The following is a 16,170-nucleotide window of genomic DNA, read 5'->3' as shown; positions in this document are numbered from 1 at the left end:
TAGATTCCGGCGTTCGCCGGAATGACGGGGTTTGGATGCGGAACCTCGGCTGCTACGGCAGGGCTGCGATGTTTGGGTGGGACTCGGTTTCCGCCGGAACGACGGTTGGGAGGATTCCCGGCTTCGGGCCAAGACGGCAGCGCCAGTCGGCTTCGATGGGACGCGGCCCACGCGCTCCCGCCGCGGCGTGCCGAATCTGCCGGTTCGGGGCGGGGGGAGGCGCGTCGACGGCTCCAGCGGGCCGCTGAACGGGTTCGGGGCGACACGGCCGCCCCGGGATGGGACAATGGCGGCTCTTCGCCGGCCCCGCCGCCCGAAACGGGCACGCCCCGGGCCGGTTCTCGCTCCGCTTCCCAGCCTCAGCCGCCCGAGCCCCATGACGACGCCCAGCCGCCGCGATCTTGCCAACGCCATCCGTTTCCTCGCCATCGACGCGGTGCAGGCCGCCAACTCCGGCCACCCCGGCATGCCGATGGGCATGGCCGATATCGCCGAAGTGCTGTGGAACGACTTCCTGAGCCATAACCCGGCCGATCCGAAGTGGTTCAACCGCGACCGCTTCATCCTCTCCAACGGCCACGGTTCGATGCTGCAGTACGCGCTGCTGCACCTGGCCGGCTACGACCTGCCGATCGAGGAGCTCAAGCGCTTCCGCCAGCTGCACTCGCGCACCCCGGGCCATCCGGAGAACTTCGAGACCCCGGGCGTGGAGACCACCACCGGTCCGCTCGGTCAGGGCCTGGCCAACGCGGTCGGCATGGCGCTGGCGGAGAAGATCCTGGCCCAGCGCTTCAACCGCGAAGGCCACGACATCGTCGACCACCGCACCTGGGTGTTCATGGGCGACGGCTGCCTGATGGAAGGCATCTCGCACGAAGTCGCGTCGCTGGCCGGCACCTGGGGCCTGGGCAAGCTGGTCGCGTTCTGGGACGACAACAAGATCTCCATCGACGGCAACACCGACGGCTGGTTCACCGACGACACCGCGGCGCGTTTCGAGGCCTACGGCTGGCGCGTGATCCGCAAGGTCAACGGCCACGACCCGGTCGAGATCAAGACCGCGATCGAGACCGCGCTCAAGCACGACGACAAGCCGACCCTGATCTGCTGCCGCACCACGATCGGCTTCGGCTCGCCGGCCAAGGCCGGCAAGGAATCCTCGCACGGCGCGCCGCTGGGCAAGGACGAAGTCGCCGCGACCCGCGCCGCGCTGGAATGGCCGTACGCCGAGTTCGAGATCCCGCAAGACATCTACGCCGGCTGGCGCAACCGCGACCACGCGGGCGCGCAGGCGCAGTGGCAGCAGGCCTTCGACGCCTACGCCGCGCAGTTCCCGGCCGAGGCCGCCGAGCTCAAGCGCCGCATCGCCGGCGAGCTGCCGGCCGACTTCTCCGCCCAGGCCGACGCGTACCTGGCCAAGCTGCAGGCCGACGGCCAGACCATCGCCTCGCGCAAGGCCTCGCAGATGGCGATCGAGACCTTCGCGCCGCTGCTGCCGGAACTGATCGGCGGCTCGGCCGACCTGGCGCACTCCAACCTGACCCTGTGGAAGGCCAGCAAGTCGGTCGCCAGCAACGACCCGAACGCGAACTACGTCTACTACGGCGTGCGCGAGTTCGGCATGAGCGCGATCAGCAACGGCCTCAACCTGCACGGCGGCTTCATCCCGTTCGACGCCACCTTCCTGGTGTTCAGCGATTACGCCCGCAACGCGGTGCGCATGAGCGCGCTGATGGGCGCGCACGTGATCCACGTCTACACCCACGACTCCATCGGCCTGGGCGAAGACGGCCCGACCCACCAGCCGGTCGAGCACCTCGCCAGCCTGCGCTACATCCCGCACAACGACGTGTGGCGCCCTTGCGACGCGGTCGAATCGGCGGCGGCGTGGAAGGCCGCGATCGAGCGCCTGGACGGCCCGAGCTGCCTGGTGTTCTCGCGCCAGAACCTGCCGCACCAGCCGCGCGACGCGCAGCAGGTGGCGCAGATCGCGCGCGGCGGCTACGTGCTGCGCGACAGCGACGGCGCGCCGGAGGTGATCCTGCTGGCGACCGGTTCGGAAATCGGCCTGGCCACCCAGGCCGCCGACGCGCTGAGCGCCGAAGGCGTCAAGGTGCGCGTAGTGTCGATGCCCTCGACCGACGTGTTCGACCGCCAGCCGCTGGATTACCGCGAGTCGGTGCTGCCGAACGCGGTGCGCAAGCGCGTCGCGATCGAAGCCGGCGTCAGCGACTTCTGGCGCAAGTACGTCGGCCTGGACGGCGACGTGGTCGGCATCGACCGCTTCGGCGCCTCGGCCCCGGCCGAAGCGCTGTTCTCGTACTTCGGCTTCACCGTGGATCGGGTGGTGGCTACGGTGAAGAAGCTGGGCTGAGGGCGGCATACCGCGATATCGTCCGCCGCGCGCATGCGCGGCGGCGCCTAGACGGGGACGCATGGCGTCCCCGTCTGCGTTTGCGGCCGTGGGAGGGGCTTCAGCCCCGATGCCTTCCGCTCAGCCCAGATCGCATCCCAGTACGGATAGTCTTCGATCCGCTCTACCAGCCCGGCGCGCTTGGGATTGGCGACGATGTACCGGGCGATGTGTACGACGTCTTCCTCTTCGCGCAATGCATGATCGTGGAAGCCCGGCATCCACACGAACCCCTTGCGGTCGAGCGCGCGGTTCACGGCGCGTGCGGTCCGACCTTTCATCGAGGCCACGACGCTTTCCAGGCGCACTCCGTCGGTGAGGCGAATCAGGCCATGCCAGTGATCGGGCATCAGCACCCAGCACAGCAGTTGCGCGCCGAGCCATTTGTCCGGATGGGTGATGGCCGCTGTCGCGATACGGGCGACATGGTCGCTCGCGAAGATGCGGCGCCGCCGGATACAGGTGGTGGTGACCAGGTAGATGCGTTGCGCTTCGGAGTGGCGGCCTCGGCGCAGCGCTTGGTAGCCGGGGGATTCGGGCGGTCGGTTCATGTCCGCAGCATCGTGGCCGCGGGATAGGGGCGTTATCGGATTGGTTCCGATGCGAGGCTAGGAAAGTTCTGCGCGAGCGGATCGGAAAGCATCGGGCCTGAAGGCCCTCCCACGTCAGGTCTCGCGCAGCGCCAACGCCACCAGTCGCGCTTCGAGCTTCTGCGCGAATCCCGCCGGCCGCTCCAGCCCCATGCGCTGCATCGCTTCGGCATCCGTCGCGCCGCCGGAGAACCACGCCTTGAGCGCGGTGCGCGCCTTGGCGCCGGTCCTGGCGGTGTTCGCCTTCAGCCACGCCAGCGCCTTGACCAGGCGCTGCTCGACGGCGGTGAAGTCGCTGCCGAGTGGGTAGTCGGGCAGCACGCCCTGCGCGCGCAGCGGCGCCAGCGCGGCGCGCAGCCGTTGCGGGGTGTTGCGGTCGCTCGCGCGATGGAGCTTCGGCGCCAGCTTGCCGGCGCCGATCGCGGCCTGCAGCAGCGGCTGCTGGAAGCCGCTGCCGGCGATCGCGGCCATCGCCAGGATGCAGTCTTCGTCGGTCTTGCCGCGCAGGTGGGCGATGCCGTATTCGGTCACGTAGACGTCGCGCAGGTGGCGCGGAATCGTCGCCTGCGGGTAGTTCCAGACCACGTTGGATCGGGTTTCGCCGCCGCCGTCGCGGGTGGCGCGCAACATCAGCACCGAGCGCGCGTTGGGCAGGGCATGGGCCATGGCGACGAAGTTGTACTGGCCGCCGACGCCGGACACCACGCGGCCGTCGTCGAGCGTGTCCGACACCGCCGCGCCGAGCGCGGTGGCCATCATGCAGCTGTTGAAGAAGCGCGCGTCGCGGCGCTGCAGACGTTCCAGGGTCTCGTTGCCGCCGTAGAGCTCGTTGACCTCGCTGATCCGGCGCATGCTGATGCCGCGGCGCTGGGCTTCGGGCATGTCGCGCAACCAGTCGTAGAAATCCTGCGAGCCCAGATAGAAGCCGCCTTGCAGGTACTCGCCCTCGCGTTCGAGCCGTTCCAGGTCGGCGGCGTCGGCGCGGCCCTCGTGCAGCCTGCGCATGAAATCGAGATCGTCGACGACCTTGCGCTTGATCACGCCGACTTCGACCAGGCGGCGGAAGCCTTCGTTGAGCATTTCGCTGCAGCCAAAAAGCCCAACGCTAAAGGGGGCAAGCGGCGCAATTGTCGCCATCGCGTTATGGGTAGTGGACAGGTCAACATCCGACGAAGCGGTGTGTGCAAGCGGCGAGCCTCCCGCACCGCCGGACTCGCCAGCCTTTTCGTACCCCAACGCCTCCAACACCCGCCAATACGCCGCATTGTCCGTATGCCGCAACACCAGCGCATGGCAAAGCGCATCCGCCAACGTCCCGATCCCGATCTGCAAGGTCCCGCCATCGCGCACCAGCGTGCTCGCATGGAAGCCGATCGCGTAGTCCGCATCGCTGACCGGCTGCCGCGGCAGCCCGAACAACTTCGGATACGGCCCCGGCGGCGTCACCACCGCATCGAAGAACGAGGCGTCCACCGCCGCGCTGCCGTCGATCCACGGCAGCAGCGGATCGACTTCGGCGATCAGCAGCGGCCGCGGCAGTCCGCTGGCGACGATCGCATCGATGGCGTCGAAGGTGAGATCGGTATTGCACGACAGCGACAGCCGCCCGCTGCCGGACGGATCGGCTGCGACCTTCTGCACCACCGCATTGACCCCGCGCTCGGCCAGCGCGCGCGCGACGTGGGTGTAGTTGAGGCTGGCGTAGCGGCGCTGCGCCGCCTGCGAGCGCAGCAACGCGCCCGATTGCAGGTAGAACTCCTCCACTTCCATGTGCGCCGGCAGCGCGTTGCGCTTGAGCGCCTGCACATAGGCCAGGCGCGGGTAGTCGTCGCCGAAGTGGCGTTGCAGGAACGGTTGCAGGAACCGCGCCTCCAGGCCCTTGCCGGCCCCGGGCGGGTCCAGCGACAGCGCGGTGTACAGGTGCAGGCGCCGCGCCGGTTCGCGTTCGCTGCGCTCGTATAGCGCGTTGAGCAGGCGATGCGGCTTGCCCAGGCCGAGCGGGGCGCCGACGTGCAGCGGGCCCGGCAGGCGCGCGTAGAGGAAGTCGACGGCGTCGGCGAGGGACTGGAAACGGACGGGCTCGGGGCGCGGGGAAAGGCTCATCGCCGCAGTATCGCACCGGGCCCGTCAACGCGGCGGGGGCTTGCATTGTTCGTTTACGGGTGTAATCTCAATAAAAATTACGGATGTAAACGATGCAGATCAGCGAAGCCGAATCGGTGGTGATGGAAGTGCTGTGGCAGCGCCATCCGCTGGCCGCCGAAGAGGTGGCCGCGGCCTTGGCCGACGCCCAGTCCTGGCAGGAGGCCACGGTCAAGACCCTGCTCAACCGCCTGTTGAACAAGGGCGCGATCCGCGCCGAGAAGGACGGCCGGCGCTATCTGTACGCGCCGGTGCTCAAGCGCGAGGACTGGTTGCTCGACGAGAGCCAGGGCCTGCTGCAGCGGCTGTTCGGCGGCCGCGTCGCGCCGCTGGTCGCGCATTTCAGCCAGCACCGCAAGCTCAGCCGCAAGGACATCGCCGAACTGCGCAAGCTGCTGGAGGAACTCGACGATGACGCTCGCTGAGTGCTGCGCCGCGCTGTTGCCGATGCTGGTCCGCGCCGCTGTCGCCGCCGGCGCGGCGGCGTTGGCGGTGACGATCCTGCGCCGGCCGCTGCGCGCGGCGTTCGGCGCCGGCGCGGCCTATGCGGGTTGGAGTCTGGTGCCGGCGGCGTCGATCGCGACGCTGTTGCCGGCGCCGCAGGCTTACATCGGCGCGTTGCCGGCCCTGACGGTATGGGCGCCGTTGGCCGCGGCGCCGGACGGCCGCGGCGCCGACACGGCCAGCGCGTGGTGGCTGGCGGCCTGGGCGTTCGGCGCGTTGGCGACGGCGGCCTGGATGGGGGCGCGGCAATGGCGCTTCCAGCGCGGCCTGGCGCGGGCGCGGCTGCGCGCCGACGGCCTGCTGCAGGCGCCGCACCGCGCCGGCCTGCCGGCGGCGTTCGGCCTGCTGCGGCCGCGCATCGCGGTGCCCGCGGATTTCGACAGCGCCTACAGCGAGCGCGAGCGCGGCCTGATGCTCGCGCACGAACGCGCGCACATCGCCGGCGGCGACCTGTGGGCCGGCGCGGCGGTCGCGGCGCTGCGCTGCCTGCTGTGGTTCCAGCCGCTGCTGCACCTGTGCGCGCGCAGTTTCCATCACGACCAGGAACTGGCCTGCGACGAGCGGGTGATGCGCGCGCATCCCGGCGCGCGCCGCGCCTATGCCGAGGCGTTGCTCAAGACCCAGCTGGCGCCGGGCCCCGCGCCGCTGAGTTGCCACTGGGGCCAAGTCCATCCACTCAAGGAGCGAATCATGATGTTGAGCAAACGCAGCGCCGCGCGCGGACGTCGCGTGGCGGGCGCGGTATCGATCTGCGCGTTGGTGTTGTCCGGCGCGGCGGCGGCCTGGGCGGCGCAGCCGCAGGCGGCGCTGGCCGCTGCCGGAGCGGCCAAGGCCGCGGCCGCGACCGAAGTCGGATACGGGCGCTTGTCGCCGCCGCAGTGGCCGCAGGGCAGCCGCAATGGCGGCCGGGTGATGCTGGAGCTGGAAGTGGCCGTCGACGGCCGCGTGTCCGACCTGCGGCTCAAGCGCAGCTCGGGCCATGCCGAACTGGACCAGGCGGCGATGGACGCCGCGCGCAATTGGTCGTTCACGCCGCGCACCGTCGGCGGCCGGCCGGTCGCGTCGTGGGTGCGGGTGCCGGTGGACTTCGAGCCCGATACGCAGAGCCCGGCCGCGGCCGGCGGCGATGCGCCGGGACTGGCGTCCGAAGTGCCCGAACTGGACGCGTTGCGGATCGGCGCGCAGTAAGCCTGCGCTGCCGCGCCGATGGCCACGGCGCGGTGGCGGCGGTTTTTACCTGGGTTCGTTCGCGCGCCCGCGCATGTTGCCGGGCGCGTTCGTCCCCTCGGCGATGGCGGCGCCGTCGCTCAACCGATGCGGTGCACGTCCTCGGCGATCCGCCGCACTTCCTCGGGATAGTGGCTGACGTAGATCATCGGCAAGCCGCTTTCCTCGCGCACCCGCTGCAGATACGGCAGCAGTTCGTCGCGACGGTTCATGTCCAGCATCGACAAGGGTTCGTCGAGCAGCAGGATGCGCGGCTGCGACAGCAAGGCGCGGCCCAGCGCCACGCGCTGCATCTCGCCGCCGGACAGGCCGGCGGTGCCGCGCGCCAGCAGGTGGCCGATGCCGAGCAACTCGACGATCGCGTCCAGTTCGAAGCGGCGCTCGCGCGCGCCCGCGCCGCGCAGGCCGTAAAGCAGGTTGGCGCGCACGTCCAGGTGCGGGAACAGGCGCGCGTCCTGGAACACGTAGCCGATGCGGCGGCGGTGCGCCGGCTGGTCGATGCGGCGCTCGCGGTCGAACAGGGTCTCGCCTGCGACGACGATGCGTCCGCGCACCGGCCGCAGCAGGCCGGCGATGGCGTGCAGCAGCGAGGTCTTGCCGGCGCCGGAGTCGCCGACCACGGCGATCACCCGGTGCTCGCTGCGGATCGCGAACGTGCGGCGAAAACCCGAGCGCGCGTCGCCGCGGCGCAGTTCGATGTCGATGTCGAAACCGGCGTTGTCCGCAGCGGAAACCGCGGCGTTCATCGCTGCGTCCCCGCGCGCTGGCGCTGCACCAGCCATTCCGAGGCGAACACCGCGGCGAACGACAGCGCCACCGCGACCAGCGCCAGCCGCAGCACGCCCGACTCGGCGCCGGGCGTCTGCATCAGGCCCCAGATCGCCGACGACAGCGTCTGGGTCTCGCCGGCGATGTTGGACACGAAGGTGATGGTGGCGCCGAACTCGCCCAGCGCCTTGGCGAAGCACAGCACCGCGCCGGCCAGCAGGCCGGGCCAGGCCAGCGGCAGGGTCACGCCGAAGAACACCCGCCACGGATTGGCGCCGAGCGTGGCCGCGGCCTGTTCCAGGCGCCGGTCCACCGCTTCGATCGACAGGCGGATCGCGCGCACCATCAACGGGAAGCCCATGATCGCGCTGGCCAGCGCGGCGCCGGTCCAACGGAACGCGAACACGATGCCGAAGTGTTCGGACAGGAACCGCCCGATCGGCCCCTGCGCGCCGAAGCCGAGCAGCAGCGCATAGCCGGTGACCACCGGCGGCAGCACCAGCGGCAGGTACATCAGCGTGTCGACCAGCAGCTTGCCGGGAAAGCGCGTGCGCGCCAGCAGCCAGCCCACCGCCACGCCGAACGGCAGGCTGCAGACGGTGGCGGCCGCGGCGACCTTGAGGCTGAGCGCGATCGCGGTCAGCTCGGCCGCGCTGAAGCCGGCGAAGCCCTCGCTCATCGCGATGCCGCGGCGTTCGCGGTGGCGACGCGGTCGGACCGCGCGGGCGTCGCGGGCGTCGCGGCCGGGTTCGCAGCCGGATTCACGGCAGCGGCGCGAAACCGTGGCGGCGGAAGATCGCCGCCGCCTGCTTGCCGCGCAGCCATTGCGCGAACGCGGCCGCGCCCGGGTGGCGGCTGGCCTTGACCACGGCCACCGGGTAGACGATCGGCGCGTGGGTGTCGGCGGGGAAGGTCGCCAGCACCCGCACCTTGGGTTCGGCCTGGGCGTCGCTGCCGTAGACCACGCCGAGCGGCGCCTCGCCGCGCGCGACCAGCATCAGCGCCGCGCGCACGTTCTCGCCTTCGGCCACGCGCGGCTGCAGTTGTCGCCATACGCCGAGCTTCTCGAACGCGGCGCGCGCGTACTTGCCGGCCGGTACGCTCGCGGTCAGCGCCAGCGCCAGGCGGCCTTCGCCGAGCAGCGGGCGCAGGTCGGTGCCGGGCTTGAGCGCCAGCGGTTTGGCCTGGCTGTCCTTCGGCGCGATCAGCACCAGGGTGTTGCCGAGTACGTTGCGGCGGCTGGCGTCGACGAGCAACCGGCGTTGCTGCAGGTAGTCCATCCAGTCCAGGTCGGCGGAGAAGAACAGGTCGGCCGGCGCGCCTTGTTCGATCTGCCGCGCCAGCGCCGAGCTGGCGGCGTAGGACGCGCGCACGCTCTGGCCGGTCTGCTGCCGGTACGCGGCGGCGGCTTCGTCGAGCGATTCCTTGAGGCTGGCGGCGGCGAACACGGTCAGCGGCTGCGCGTTCTTGTCCTGCGCCGGCGCGGCGCCGGCGGCGAGGGCGAAGCCGAGACCGAGGGCGCACAGGGCGCCGAGGAAGCGGCGGCGGACGTTCATGGGGACGGGCCTGCGGGGAGGTGGAGGCAGAGTAACCCGAGGCTGTGGCGGAAGGGTTCGATGGCCGTTGTCGGAGGGGCTGTTGGAGCGCCTGGGTGTCGCAGGGCCTGAGCTGTTGTGGGAGGGCCTTCAGGCCCGATGCTCTTGTCTCAAATCGCCGCGATCTGAGCGGAAAGCGTCGGGCCTGAAGGCCCTCCCACAGAAGAGCGCAGCGTCGGGCCTGGAGGCTCTTCCACAGAAGAGCGCAGCGGCGGGCCTGGAGGCTCTTCCACAGAAGAGCGCAGCGTCGGGCCTGGAGGCTCTTCCACAGAAGAGCGCAGCGTCGGGCCTGGAGGCTCTTCCAAAGAAGAGCGCAGCATCGGGCCTGAAGGCCCCCCGCAGAAGAGCGCAGCGTCGGGACTGCAGGCTCTCCCACAGAGAGCGCAGTGCCCGGCCTGAAGGCCTCGCCTCAGTCAGTCGGCGCCGCTCACCCGGATCGACTCGACCTGCCGCACCCACCGCGCCGGACGCGATTCGCCGGGGACGATCAGGCGCCAGGGGCCGTCCTCGGCCGGCAGGTCGGCGCCGTTGCAGCGGCGGGTCAGCACCACCGGGCGGTTGCCCAGGCTCGGGTCGAGTTCGCCGAGCGAGAACGCGGCGCGGTAGCCGTCGCGCGCGCGTACCTGCGCGACCCGCGCCAGTTGCGCGCCGCGCAACGGCGCGGCCGGCATCGCGCCGGACGCGCGCAGCAGTTCGACCAGGGCCACGCCTTCGCAGCTGAGTTTGCGGCCGTGCGCTTCGCCCTCGGCCTTCACCTGCGGCAGCCGCGCGATCAGCGCTTCGTCCAGCTTGACCTCCACCGGGCCCGTCGGCGCGGCTGCGGCCTTGGATTCGGCGTCGGCATGCCGGTGCTGCGCCGGCGCGGCGAAAGCGACGGTCAACAGCAGCGACAAGGACAACAAACGGGCATCGGTGCGGCGCATGCGCATCCTCACAGTTGGTCGAGCGGAAGTTTCAGGTAGCGCACGCCGTTGGCCTCCGGCTCCGGCAGCGCGCCGCCGCGCAGGTTGACCTGCAGCGACGGCAGGATCAGCGCCGGCACCGCCAGGGTGCGGTCGCGCGCTTCGCGCAGGGCCACGAACCCGGCTTCGTCGGTGTCGGCGCGCACGTGCAGATTGCCCTGCTTCTGCGCGCCGATCGTGGTCTCGCAGGCCGGCTCGCGTCCGTCCTTGCCGTAATCGTGGCAGACGAACACGCGGGTCGCCTCGGGCAGCAGGTACAGGCGCTGGATCGACTGGTACAGCATCGCCGCGTCGCCGCCGGGGAAGTCGCAGCGGGCGGTGCCGCTGTCGGGCATGAACAGCGAGTCGCCGGCGAACAGCGCGTCGCCGATCAGGTAAGCCAGGCTGTCCTGGGTATGGCCGGGCACCGGGATCGCGCGCGCGGGCAGCGCGCCGACGGCGAAGCCTTCGTCGTCGTCGAACAGATGATCGAACGCGGCGGGCTGTTGCGCGGGTTCTTCGTCGGACAGGCCGAACAGCGGCGCGAACACCCGCCGCACTTCGCCGATGCGGCGGCCGATGGCAAGCCGCGGCGCGCGGCCGTCCGCCGCGCGCAGGCGCTCGCGCAGCGCGTGCGCGGCGCTGAGGTGGTCGGCGTGGGCGTGGGTTTCCAGCAGCCAGTCGATGCGCAGGCCGTCGGCGGCGGCGCGTTCGAGCAAGGGCGCGACGCTGTCCAGGCCGGTGCGGCCCGAACGCGGATCGAAGTCGAGCACCGGATCGACGATGGCGGCCGCGCGCGTGGCCGGGTCGGCGACCAGGTAGGTCCAGGTGCCGGTGTCGCGATGATGGAAGGCGCTGACGTGCGGCGCGGCGGCGGGGGCGGGCGGCATGGCGGCTCTCGGTGCGGCGGCGCCGCGTTCTTCGTCGGTTCCCGCGCGGGCGCGGCCGATACGAGGCGCCGTATCGGCCGGACGTCGGCGCGATGGGCCGCGCCGATCCGTCGTCCGATGCGGCGCGGCGCGTCGGTGCGCCACGTTAACCCGCCGCGCCGATCGGCCATGTTAAGCGGCCATGTCAAGCGGCCGCGTCGATGCGCGGTCCGGCGTCGGCGTCGCGCGGCAGGGCGGCGCGACGCGGCGGTCAGCGCCCCGGCGCCAGCGCGGCGTCGAGCAGCTTGGCCAGATGTTCGCCACCCAGGCGCAACTGGGTCTCGGCTAGCGGCCGCCAGGTGGCGACATAGTCCGGCGCCAGCTTGTGGGTCGGCGGATAGAAGCCCGGTTGCAGCACCAGCTTGCACGAGTCCTCGGCCCAGTCGGCGGCCGGCGGCGGCAGCGCCAGCGCGCTGACCGCGGGCACCTGGATCTTCTCCAGCCGGGCCAGATACTTGTCGTCGCCGAGCTTGCTCATGCTGAGCATGCGGCTGTCCCACAGCGAGTGCAGGTTGGCGCCGTAGCCGCCGGGGCGATCGGGCTGGCCGGGAATGGCGAGTTGGAAATCGTTGCCGCCCTTGTCGCGGGCGTAGCCGGCGTGCAGCGGCTGGTGCACGTCGCCGACCAGGTGGACGACGAACTTCAACGCCTGCAGGCGTTCGGCCCGCGGCTTGCGGCGGTCGGCCAGGATCGCGCTCTGCGCGGCGATCGCCGCGACCACGCAATTGCCGCCGGGGCAGTCGCGCGCGGCGTCGTAACGGCAATCGCTCTCGCCGAGGTTGACGTAGTGCCACTTGGCGCTGCGCTTGCCCAGGTCCGGGTCTTCGGCGCGCAGTTGGTCGGCCCAGTTGGCGATGCCGGGCAGGGTCGGGTCGGGCTCGCCGGCGAGCAGCTTCTCGGCCTCGGCGCGCGCGGCGGGCGACATGTCGTTCCAGGCCAGTTCGGCGACGAGGCGGTGGCCCTGCGGACCCCAGGCCAGGGCCGGCAGCGGCAGGGCGAGGACGAGCGCGGCGGCGGCGAGCAGGCGGCGGGCGGAAGTGTGGGGGGCGGTCATGGCGCGCACTGTACCGGAGCCGGTGGCGCGGGCCGCTGTCCGAAGCTGGCGGTGCGAGGGGTGGCGATCTGGAACGAAAGCGTCGGGGCTGAAGCCCCTCCCACAACAGCCCTCCGACCGCGACGGCCTGCGCTTTTGTGGGAGGGGCTTCAGCCCCGACGCTTTCGTTCCGATCGCCACGATCAAGGCCGCGCCGCCTAGCGGCGCGGCCCCGCTGCATCACCCAGGCGCCGCTCAGAACTTGAACACGTACGCCAGCCCGTACACGAGCGGATCGATGTTGGCCTTGCCGATCTTCTGCCCGTTGAGCTTCACGTCGGTGCCGATGTCCATCCAGCGCGCGTCGACCCGGACCGCGCCGCGCTCGTTGAGGATGAAGTCCACGCCCACGTGCGCGGCCACGCCGACCGAGTCCTCCAGCTTGAGCTTGGCGCCGCGCAGCGGGCCGGTGGTCTTCTCGCTGAAGAAGGTCGTGTAGTTCACGCCCACGCCGACGAACGGCGAGACCGTGCCCTGGCTGTTCCAGTGGTATTGCAGCGAGAAGGTCGGCGGCAGGTGCTTAGTGGTGGCGACCTTGCCCAGGCCCTTGATGTCGATGTCGTGCTTGAACGGCGTCGCCGCCAGCACCTCGATGCCGAGGTTCTCGCGCAGGAAGTACTCGAAGGTGATGGTGGGCTGGACGTTGTCGCCGATCTCCAGTTGGGCGGTGCCGCCGAGCACGCTGCCGTTGTTGGACTTGGGCTGGACCTGGTGGGCGCCGATGCCGACGGTGAAGGTGCCGGCCTGCTGGGCCAGGGCAGGGTGGGCCGCGCAGGCGAGCGCGGCGGCGACGAGGCCGCCGGTCAGTCGATGGTTCATTCCTTGAGTCCCCCTTGCAGATGAGTGCGGAATGCCGGGTTTTCTGAACAGGCCGAAGCCTGCCGCGCACTCTAAATGCGCAGTAAAATCGCAAACCTTGATTGCCATCGCAGTCCGGGCGCGGCTCACGGTCGCTCTCGGCCGCGGTCGTGCCGGACTGCGACGCCGGCCCCGCCTTGCTAGAATGGCGGTTTCCCCACTTCGACCCGCCCCGGCGGACGCAGGAGTTATCGCAATGACGATCAAGGTAGGCATCAACGGCTTCGGCCGCATCGGGCGCAACGTGCTGCGCGCGGCCGTGCAGAACTTCGACGGCGAGATCGAAATCGTCGCGATCAACGATCTGCTCGAGCCGGACTACCTGGCCTACATGCTGCAGTACGACTCGGTCCACGGCCGCTTCAAGGGCACCGTGGCGGTCGAAGGCAACACCCTGGTCGTCAACGGCAAGAAGATCCGCCTGACCCAGGAACGCGACCCGGCCAACCTCAAGTGGGACGAGGTCGGCGCCGAAGTCGTCGTCGAATCGACCGGCCTGTTCCTCGACAAGGCCACCGCGCAGAAGCACCTCGACGCCGGCGCCAAGAAGGTGGTGCTGTCGGCGCCGTCGAAGGACGACACGCCGATGTTCGTCTACGGCGTCAACGACAAGACCTACCAGGGCGAGGCGATCGTCTCCAACGCCTCGTGCACGACCAACTGCCTGGCGCCGCTGGCCAAGGTGCTCAACGACAAGTGGGGCATCAAGCGCGGCCTGATGACCACCGTGCACGCCGCCACCGCGACCCAGAAGACCGTCGACGGCCCGTCCAACAAGGACTGGCGCGGCGGCCGCGGCATCCTGGAGAACATCATCCCGTCCAGCACCGGCGCGGCCAAGGCGGTCGGCGTGGTGATCCCGGAGCTCAACAAGAAGCTCACCGGCATGTCGTTCCGCGTGCCGACCTCGGACGTGTCGGTGGTCGACCTGACCGTCGAACTCAACAAGGACGCCACCTACGCCGAGATCTGCGCCGAAATGAAGGCGCAGTCGGAAGGCGCGCTGAAGGGCGTGCTGGGCTACACCGAGGACAAGGTCGTCGCCACCGACTTCCGCGGCGACGCGCGCACCTCGATCTTCGACGCCGACGCCGGCATCGCGCTGGACGGCACCTTCGTCAAGCTGGTGAGCTGGTACGACAACGAGTGGGGCTATTCCAACAAGTGCCTGGAAATGGTCAAGGTAGTCGTCGGCAAGTAAGCCGCCGCACCGGCCCCGGGCGTGCGAGACGCGCATGGACGACGAGACCCCGCAACCGCCATCGCCGCCACCGCCGCGCCGCCTTGAACGGCGGCGCTGGCTCCGCGCCGGCACCGCGCATCGAAACAGCCCCGCTTCGGCGGGGCTGTTTCGTTTTGCGAGGCACAAAAAATCGGCTGCGGAAGCGGGCCGCATGCAGCCGGCGGTGCGGCGCGGCTTGTATCGGCAGTTCCTCGGCCTGCTGGTGATGGCGGTGGTGCTGCCGAGCCTGGCGTTCGGCGCGGCGATGGTGCTCGCCCGCTACCGGGCCGAACTCGACGAGATCGACGCGCGCACCGCCGCCAGCGCGCACGTGCTCGCGCACGAGCTCGACGAGAGCCTGGCCGCGCTGCAGGCCAGCCTGCACGTGCTGGCTGCGGCCGGCGCGCGCCACCGCCTGGACTGGAGCGTGGAACTGCCCGAGCTGCAGCGGCGCTACCCGCCGATCCTGACCTTGATCGCCACCGACGCGCGCGGCCGGGTGATCGGCGCCGCGCCGGCCGCGGCGGCCGCGCGCGCGGTCGGCTTGGACGTCTCCGATCGCGACTACTTCCGCCAGCCGGCGCGCAGCGGGCGGGACTACATTTCCGACGCCTTCGTCGGCCGCGGCCTGGGCAGCGACCCGCTGGTGGTGGTGTCGGTGCCGCGCTACCGCGACGGCGCCTTCGCCGGGGTGATCGAGGCCTCGCTGGCGCCGGCCCACGTCTACGACGAAAACGGCCACGGCGACTACGAGACCGTGCTGCTGGACCGCGCCGGCCGGGTCATCCACGCCAGCGGCGGCATCGGCCTGAAGTTCATGCAGCGCGCGGCGGACACCGGTTTCGCGCCCGCGCTGGCCCAGCGCGACGCCGGCGCCGCGCGCCGCGCGGTGCCGGTGATGCCCGACGGCGGCCACGCCTTCGTCGCCGCGGCCCGCACCCGCGGCGGCTGGACCTTGTACGCGGTGGCGCCGCGGGAACTGGCCGCGCGCCCGGCGCTGGAGCGGGCGATGTCGATGATCCAGTTGCTGCTGCTGGCGGTGCTCGGCGCCGCGTTGGCGTTCGTGTGGTATGCGCGAATGCTGGCGCGCGCGTCCTCGCTGCTGCTGCAGCGGCTGCGCGCGCTGGCCAGCGGCGCCGAGCCGGCGCTAGGCCTGCCGGCCGGCGACGTACCGATGCCGGAGGAACTGCAGCCGGTGCTGGCCGCCATCGTCGACCTGTCGACGCGGCTCGACCACGCCCACGCCGAACTGCGCCAGAGCCTGGCCGAGCGCGAACACGACGTGGCGCAGCGCACCGAGCAACTGCGCGCGGCCCTGCGCGAACTCGACCGGGTCGCCTGCACCGACCCGCTGACCGGCGCGCTGAATCGTCGCGGCCGCGACGAATTCGTGCAGGCGCTGGCCGCGCAGGGCGCGCGCCTGGGCAGCGTCGCGGTGCTGTTGCTCGACGTCGACCACTTCAAGGCCTACAACGACCGCTACGGCCACCGCGCCGGCGACGAAGCGCTGCGCACCGCGGTGGCGGCGATCCGCGCCGAAGTGCGCGAAGGCGACGACGCGGTGGTGCGCGCCGGCGGCGAGGAATTCTGCGTGCTGATCCCCGGGGTCGGCCGGGCGCGCGTGCTCAACATCGCCCGCGCGATCCTGCTCGGGCTGTATCGCCGGGACATCGAACACCGCGACAGCGAACACGGCCGGCTGACCTGCAGCATCGGCGTGGCGATGGCCTACAGCGTGGACGAACTGGATGCGGCGATGGATCGCGCCGACGAAGCGCTGTACCGGGCCAAGCGGCGCGGGCGCAACGGGTTTTGTTCTTGATCGCGCGAGGATCGCAGCGCAGGTAGCGGATGTCGCGGCGCGTGGCCGCAGGCGGTGCGTATCGCG

At 71.1% G+C, this 16,170-nt stretch carries 16 protein-coding genes; 6 read left to right on the top strand and 10 right to left on the bottom strand.

The window, feature by feature from the left end; all coding sequences use genetic code 11:
* Positions 1-376 precede the first annotated feature (376 nt).
* Positions 377-2,374, top strand: coding sequence for a transketolase (tkt, locus tag JHW41_RS20010; RefSeq protein ID WP_250444946.1), 1,998 nt, complete (start codon positions 377-379; stop codon positions 2,372-2,374).
* 47 nt (positions 2,375-2,421) lie between these two features.
* On the opposite strand, the gene JHW41_RS20005 is transcribed toward tkt, so the two are convergent.
* Together JHW41_RS20005 and JHW41_RS20000 are read right to left on the bottom strand one after the other, a co-directional pair.
* Positions 2,422-2,964, bottom strand: a complete 543-nt coding sequence (locus JHW41_RS20005) for an REP-associated tyrosine transposase (RefSeq protein WP_250444944.1) — start codon at positions 2,962-2,964, stop codon at positions 2,422-2,424.
* A 114-nt stretch (positions 2,965-3,078) separates the two neighbouring features.
* Positions 3,079-5,106: an acetyl-CoA hydrolase/transferase C-terminal domain-containing protein gene (locus JHW41_RS20000; RefSeq protein WP_250444942.1), complete on the bottom strand. Its 2,028-nt coding sequence runs from the start codon at positions 5,104-5,106 to the stop codon at positions 3,079-3,081.
* A gap of 92 nt (positions 5,107-5,198) precedes the next feature.
* Between JHW41_RS20000 and JHW41_RS19995 the strand changes: the two genes are divergently transcribed.
* Together JHW41_RS19995 and JHW41_RS19990 are read left to right on the top strand one after the other, a co-directional pair.
* Positions 5,199-5,570, top strand: a complete 372-nt coding sequence (locus JHW41_RS19995) for a BlaI/MecI/CopY family transcriptional regulator (protein ID WP_078997218.1) — start codon at positions 5,199-5,201, stop codon at positions 5,568-5,570.
* A complete protein-coding gene (locus tag JHW41_RS19990) occupies positions 5,557-6,837 on the top strand; it encodes a TonB family protein (protein WP_250444940.1) in 1,281 nt (426 codons plus the stop codon). Before JHW41_RS19995 ends, JHW41_RS19990 begins: the two co-directional genes overlap by 14 nt.
* A 119-nt stretch (positions 6,838-6,956) precedes the next feature.
* Here JHW41_RS19990 and JHW41_RS19985 read toward each other — a convergent pair whose 3' ends face one another.
* The 7 genes from JHW41_RS19985 to JHW41_RS19960 form a co-directional block, all read right to left on the bottom strand.
* Entirely contained in the window at positions 6,957-7,622 is a 666-nt protein-coding gene (locus JHW41_RS19985) for an ATP-binding cassette domain-containing protein (RefSeq protein ID WP_250444938.1), read from the bottom strand.
* A complete protein-coding gene (gene modB, locus JHW41_RS19980; protein WP_078997221.1) occupies positions 7,619-8,323 on the bottom strand; it encodes a molybdate ABC transporter permease subunit in 705 nt (234 codons plus the stop codon). The genes JHW41_RS19985 and modB overlap by 4 nt, the downstream gene beginning before the upstream one ends.
* 82 nt (positions 8,324-8,405) lie before the next feature.
* Positions 8,406-9,200: a molybdate ABC transporter substrate-binding protein gene (gene modA, locus JHW41_RS19975; RefSeq protein ID WP_250444935.1), complete on the bottom strand. Its 795-nt coding sequence runs from the start codon at positions 9,198-9,200 to the stop codon at positions 8,406-8,408.
* Between the two features lie 149 nt (positions 9,201-9,349).
* Entirely contained in the window at positions 9,350-9,559 is a 210-nt protein-coding gene (locus JHW41_RS27510; RefSeq protein ID WP_428995405.1) for a DUF6053 domain-containing protein, read from the bottom strand.
* A gap of 93 nt (positions 9,560-9,652) precedes the next feature.
* Entirely contained in the window at positions 9,653-10,162 is a 510-nt protein-coding gene (locus JHW41_RS19970) for a hypothetical protein (protein WP_250444933.1), read from the bottom strand.
* 8 nt (positions 10,163-10,170) lie between these two features.
* A complete protein-coding gene (locus JHW41_RS19965; RefSeq protein ID WP_057946423.1) occupies positions 10,171-11,070 on the bottom strand; it encodes an MBL fold metallo-hydrolase in 900 nt (299 codons plus the stop codon).
* A 250-nt stretch (positions 11,071-11,320) separates the two neighbouring features.
* Entirely contained in the window at positions 11,321-12,163 is an 843-nt protein-coding gene (locus JHW41_RS19960; protein WP_250444931.1) for a S1/P1 nuclease, read from the bottom strand.
* Between JHW41_RS19960 and JHW41_RS27505 the strand changes: the two genes are divergently transcribed.
* A complete protein-coding gene (locus JHW41_RS27505) occupies positions 12,065-12,364 on the top strand; it encodes a DUF6053 domain-containing protein (protein WP_428995404.1) in 300 nt (99 codons plus the stop codon). The two genes, JHW41_RS19960 and JHW41_RS27505, sit on opposite strands and share 99 nt — an antisense overlap.
* 33 nt (positions 12,365-12,397) lie before the next feature.
* Here JHW41_RS27505 and JHW41_RS19955 read toward each other — a convergent pair whose 3' ends face one another.
* Positions 12,398-13,021 (bottom strand): OmpW/AlkL family protein, encoded by a 624-nt coding sequence (locus JHW41_RS19955; protein WP_057946425.1) that lies wholly within the window; start codon positions 13,019-13,021, stop codon positions 12,398-12,400.
* Positions 13,022-13,256: 235 nt separating this feature from the next.
* On the opposite strand from JHW41_RS19955, the gene gap reads away from it, so the two are divergent.
* Entirely contained in the window at positions 13,257-14,261 is a 1,005-nt protein-coding gene (gene gap / locus JHW41_RS19950; protein ID WP_250444929.1) for a type I glyceraldehyde-3-phosphate dehydrogenase, read from the top strand.
* Positions 14,262-14,454: 193 nt separating this feature from the next.
* Positions 14,455-16,104 carry a diguanylate cyclase gene (locus tag JHW41_RS19945; RefSeq protein ID WP_250444927.1) on the top strand — a complete coding sequence of 550 codons (1,650 nt, stop codon included), beginning with the start codon at positions 14,455-14,457 and terminating at the stop codon, positions 16,102-16,104.
* Positions 16,105-16,170: the final 66 nt, after the last annotated feature.

The sequence above is a fragment of the Lysobacter enzymogenes genome (genome assembly GCF_023617245.1).
Taxonomy (GTDB): Bacteria; Pseudomonadota; Gammaproteobacteria; order Xanthomonadales; family Xanthomonadaceae; genus Lysobacter; species Lysobacter yananisis.
Note: the sequence above shows the minus strand (reverse complement) of the source record. Positions and strands in the feature narration are given on the sequence as shown.

Coding starts and splice junctions, on each gene's coding strand:
- tkt (WP_250444946.1), top strand. CDS start 377: ATGACGACGCCCAGCCGCCGCGATCTTGCCAACGCCATCCGTTTCCTC.
- JHW41_RS20005 (WP_250444944.1), bottom strand. CDS start 2,964: ATGAACCGACCGCCCGAATCCCCCGGCTACCAAGCGCTGCGCCGAGGC.
- JHW41_RS20000 (WP_250444942.1), bottom strand. CDS start 5,106: ATGAGCCTTTCCCCGCGCCCCGAGCCCGTCCGTTTCCAGTCCCTCGCC.
- JHW41_RS19995 (WP_078997218.1), top strand. CDS start 5,199: ATGCAGATCAGCGAAGCCGAATCGGTGGTGATGGAAGTGCTGTGGCAG.
- JHW41_RS19990 (WP_250444940.1), top strand. CDS start 5,557: ATGACGCTCGCTGAGTGCTGCGCCGCGCTGTTGCCGATGCTGGTCCGC.
- JHW41_RS19985 (WP_250444938.1), bottom strand. CDS start 7,622: ATGAACGCCGCGGTTTCCGCTGCGGACAACGCCGGTTTCGACATCGAC.
- modB (WP_078997221.1), bottom strand. CDS start 8,323: ATGAGCGAGGGCTTCGCCGGCTTCAGCGCGGCCGAGCTGACCGCGATC.
- modA (WP_250444935.1), bottom strand. CDS start 9,200: ATGAACGTCCGCCGCCGCTTCCTCGGCGCCCTGTGCGCCCTCGGTCTC.
- JHW41_RS27510 (WP_428995405.1), bottom strand. CDS start 9,559: ATGCTGCGCTCTTCTTTGGAAGAGCCTCCAGGCCCGACGCTGCGCTCT.
- JHW41_RS19970 (WP_250444933.1), bottom strand. CDS start 10,162: ATGCGCCGCACCGATGCCCGTTTGTTGTCCTTGTCGCTGCTGTTGACC.
- JHW41_RS19965 (WP_057946423.1), bottom strand. CDS start 11,070: ATGCCGCCCGCCCCCGCCGCCGCGCCGCACGTCAGCGCCTTCCATCAT.
- JHW41_RS19960 (WP_250444931.1), bottom strand. CDS start 12,163: ATGACCGCCCCCCACACTTCCGCCCGCCGCCTGCTCGCCGCCGCCGCG.
- JHW41_RS19955 (WP_057946425.1), bottom strand. CDS start 13,021: ATGAACCATCGACTGACCGGCGGCCTCGTCGCCGCCGCGCTCGCCTGC.
- gap (WP_250444929.1), top strand. CDS start 13,257: ATGACGATCAAGGTAGGCATCAACGGCTTCGGCCGCATCGGGCGCAAC.
- JHW41_RS19945 (WP_250444927.1), top strand. CDS start 14,455: ATGCAGCCGGCGGTGCGGCGCGGCTTGTATCGGCAGTTCCTCGGCCTG.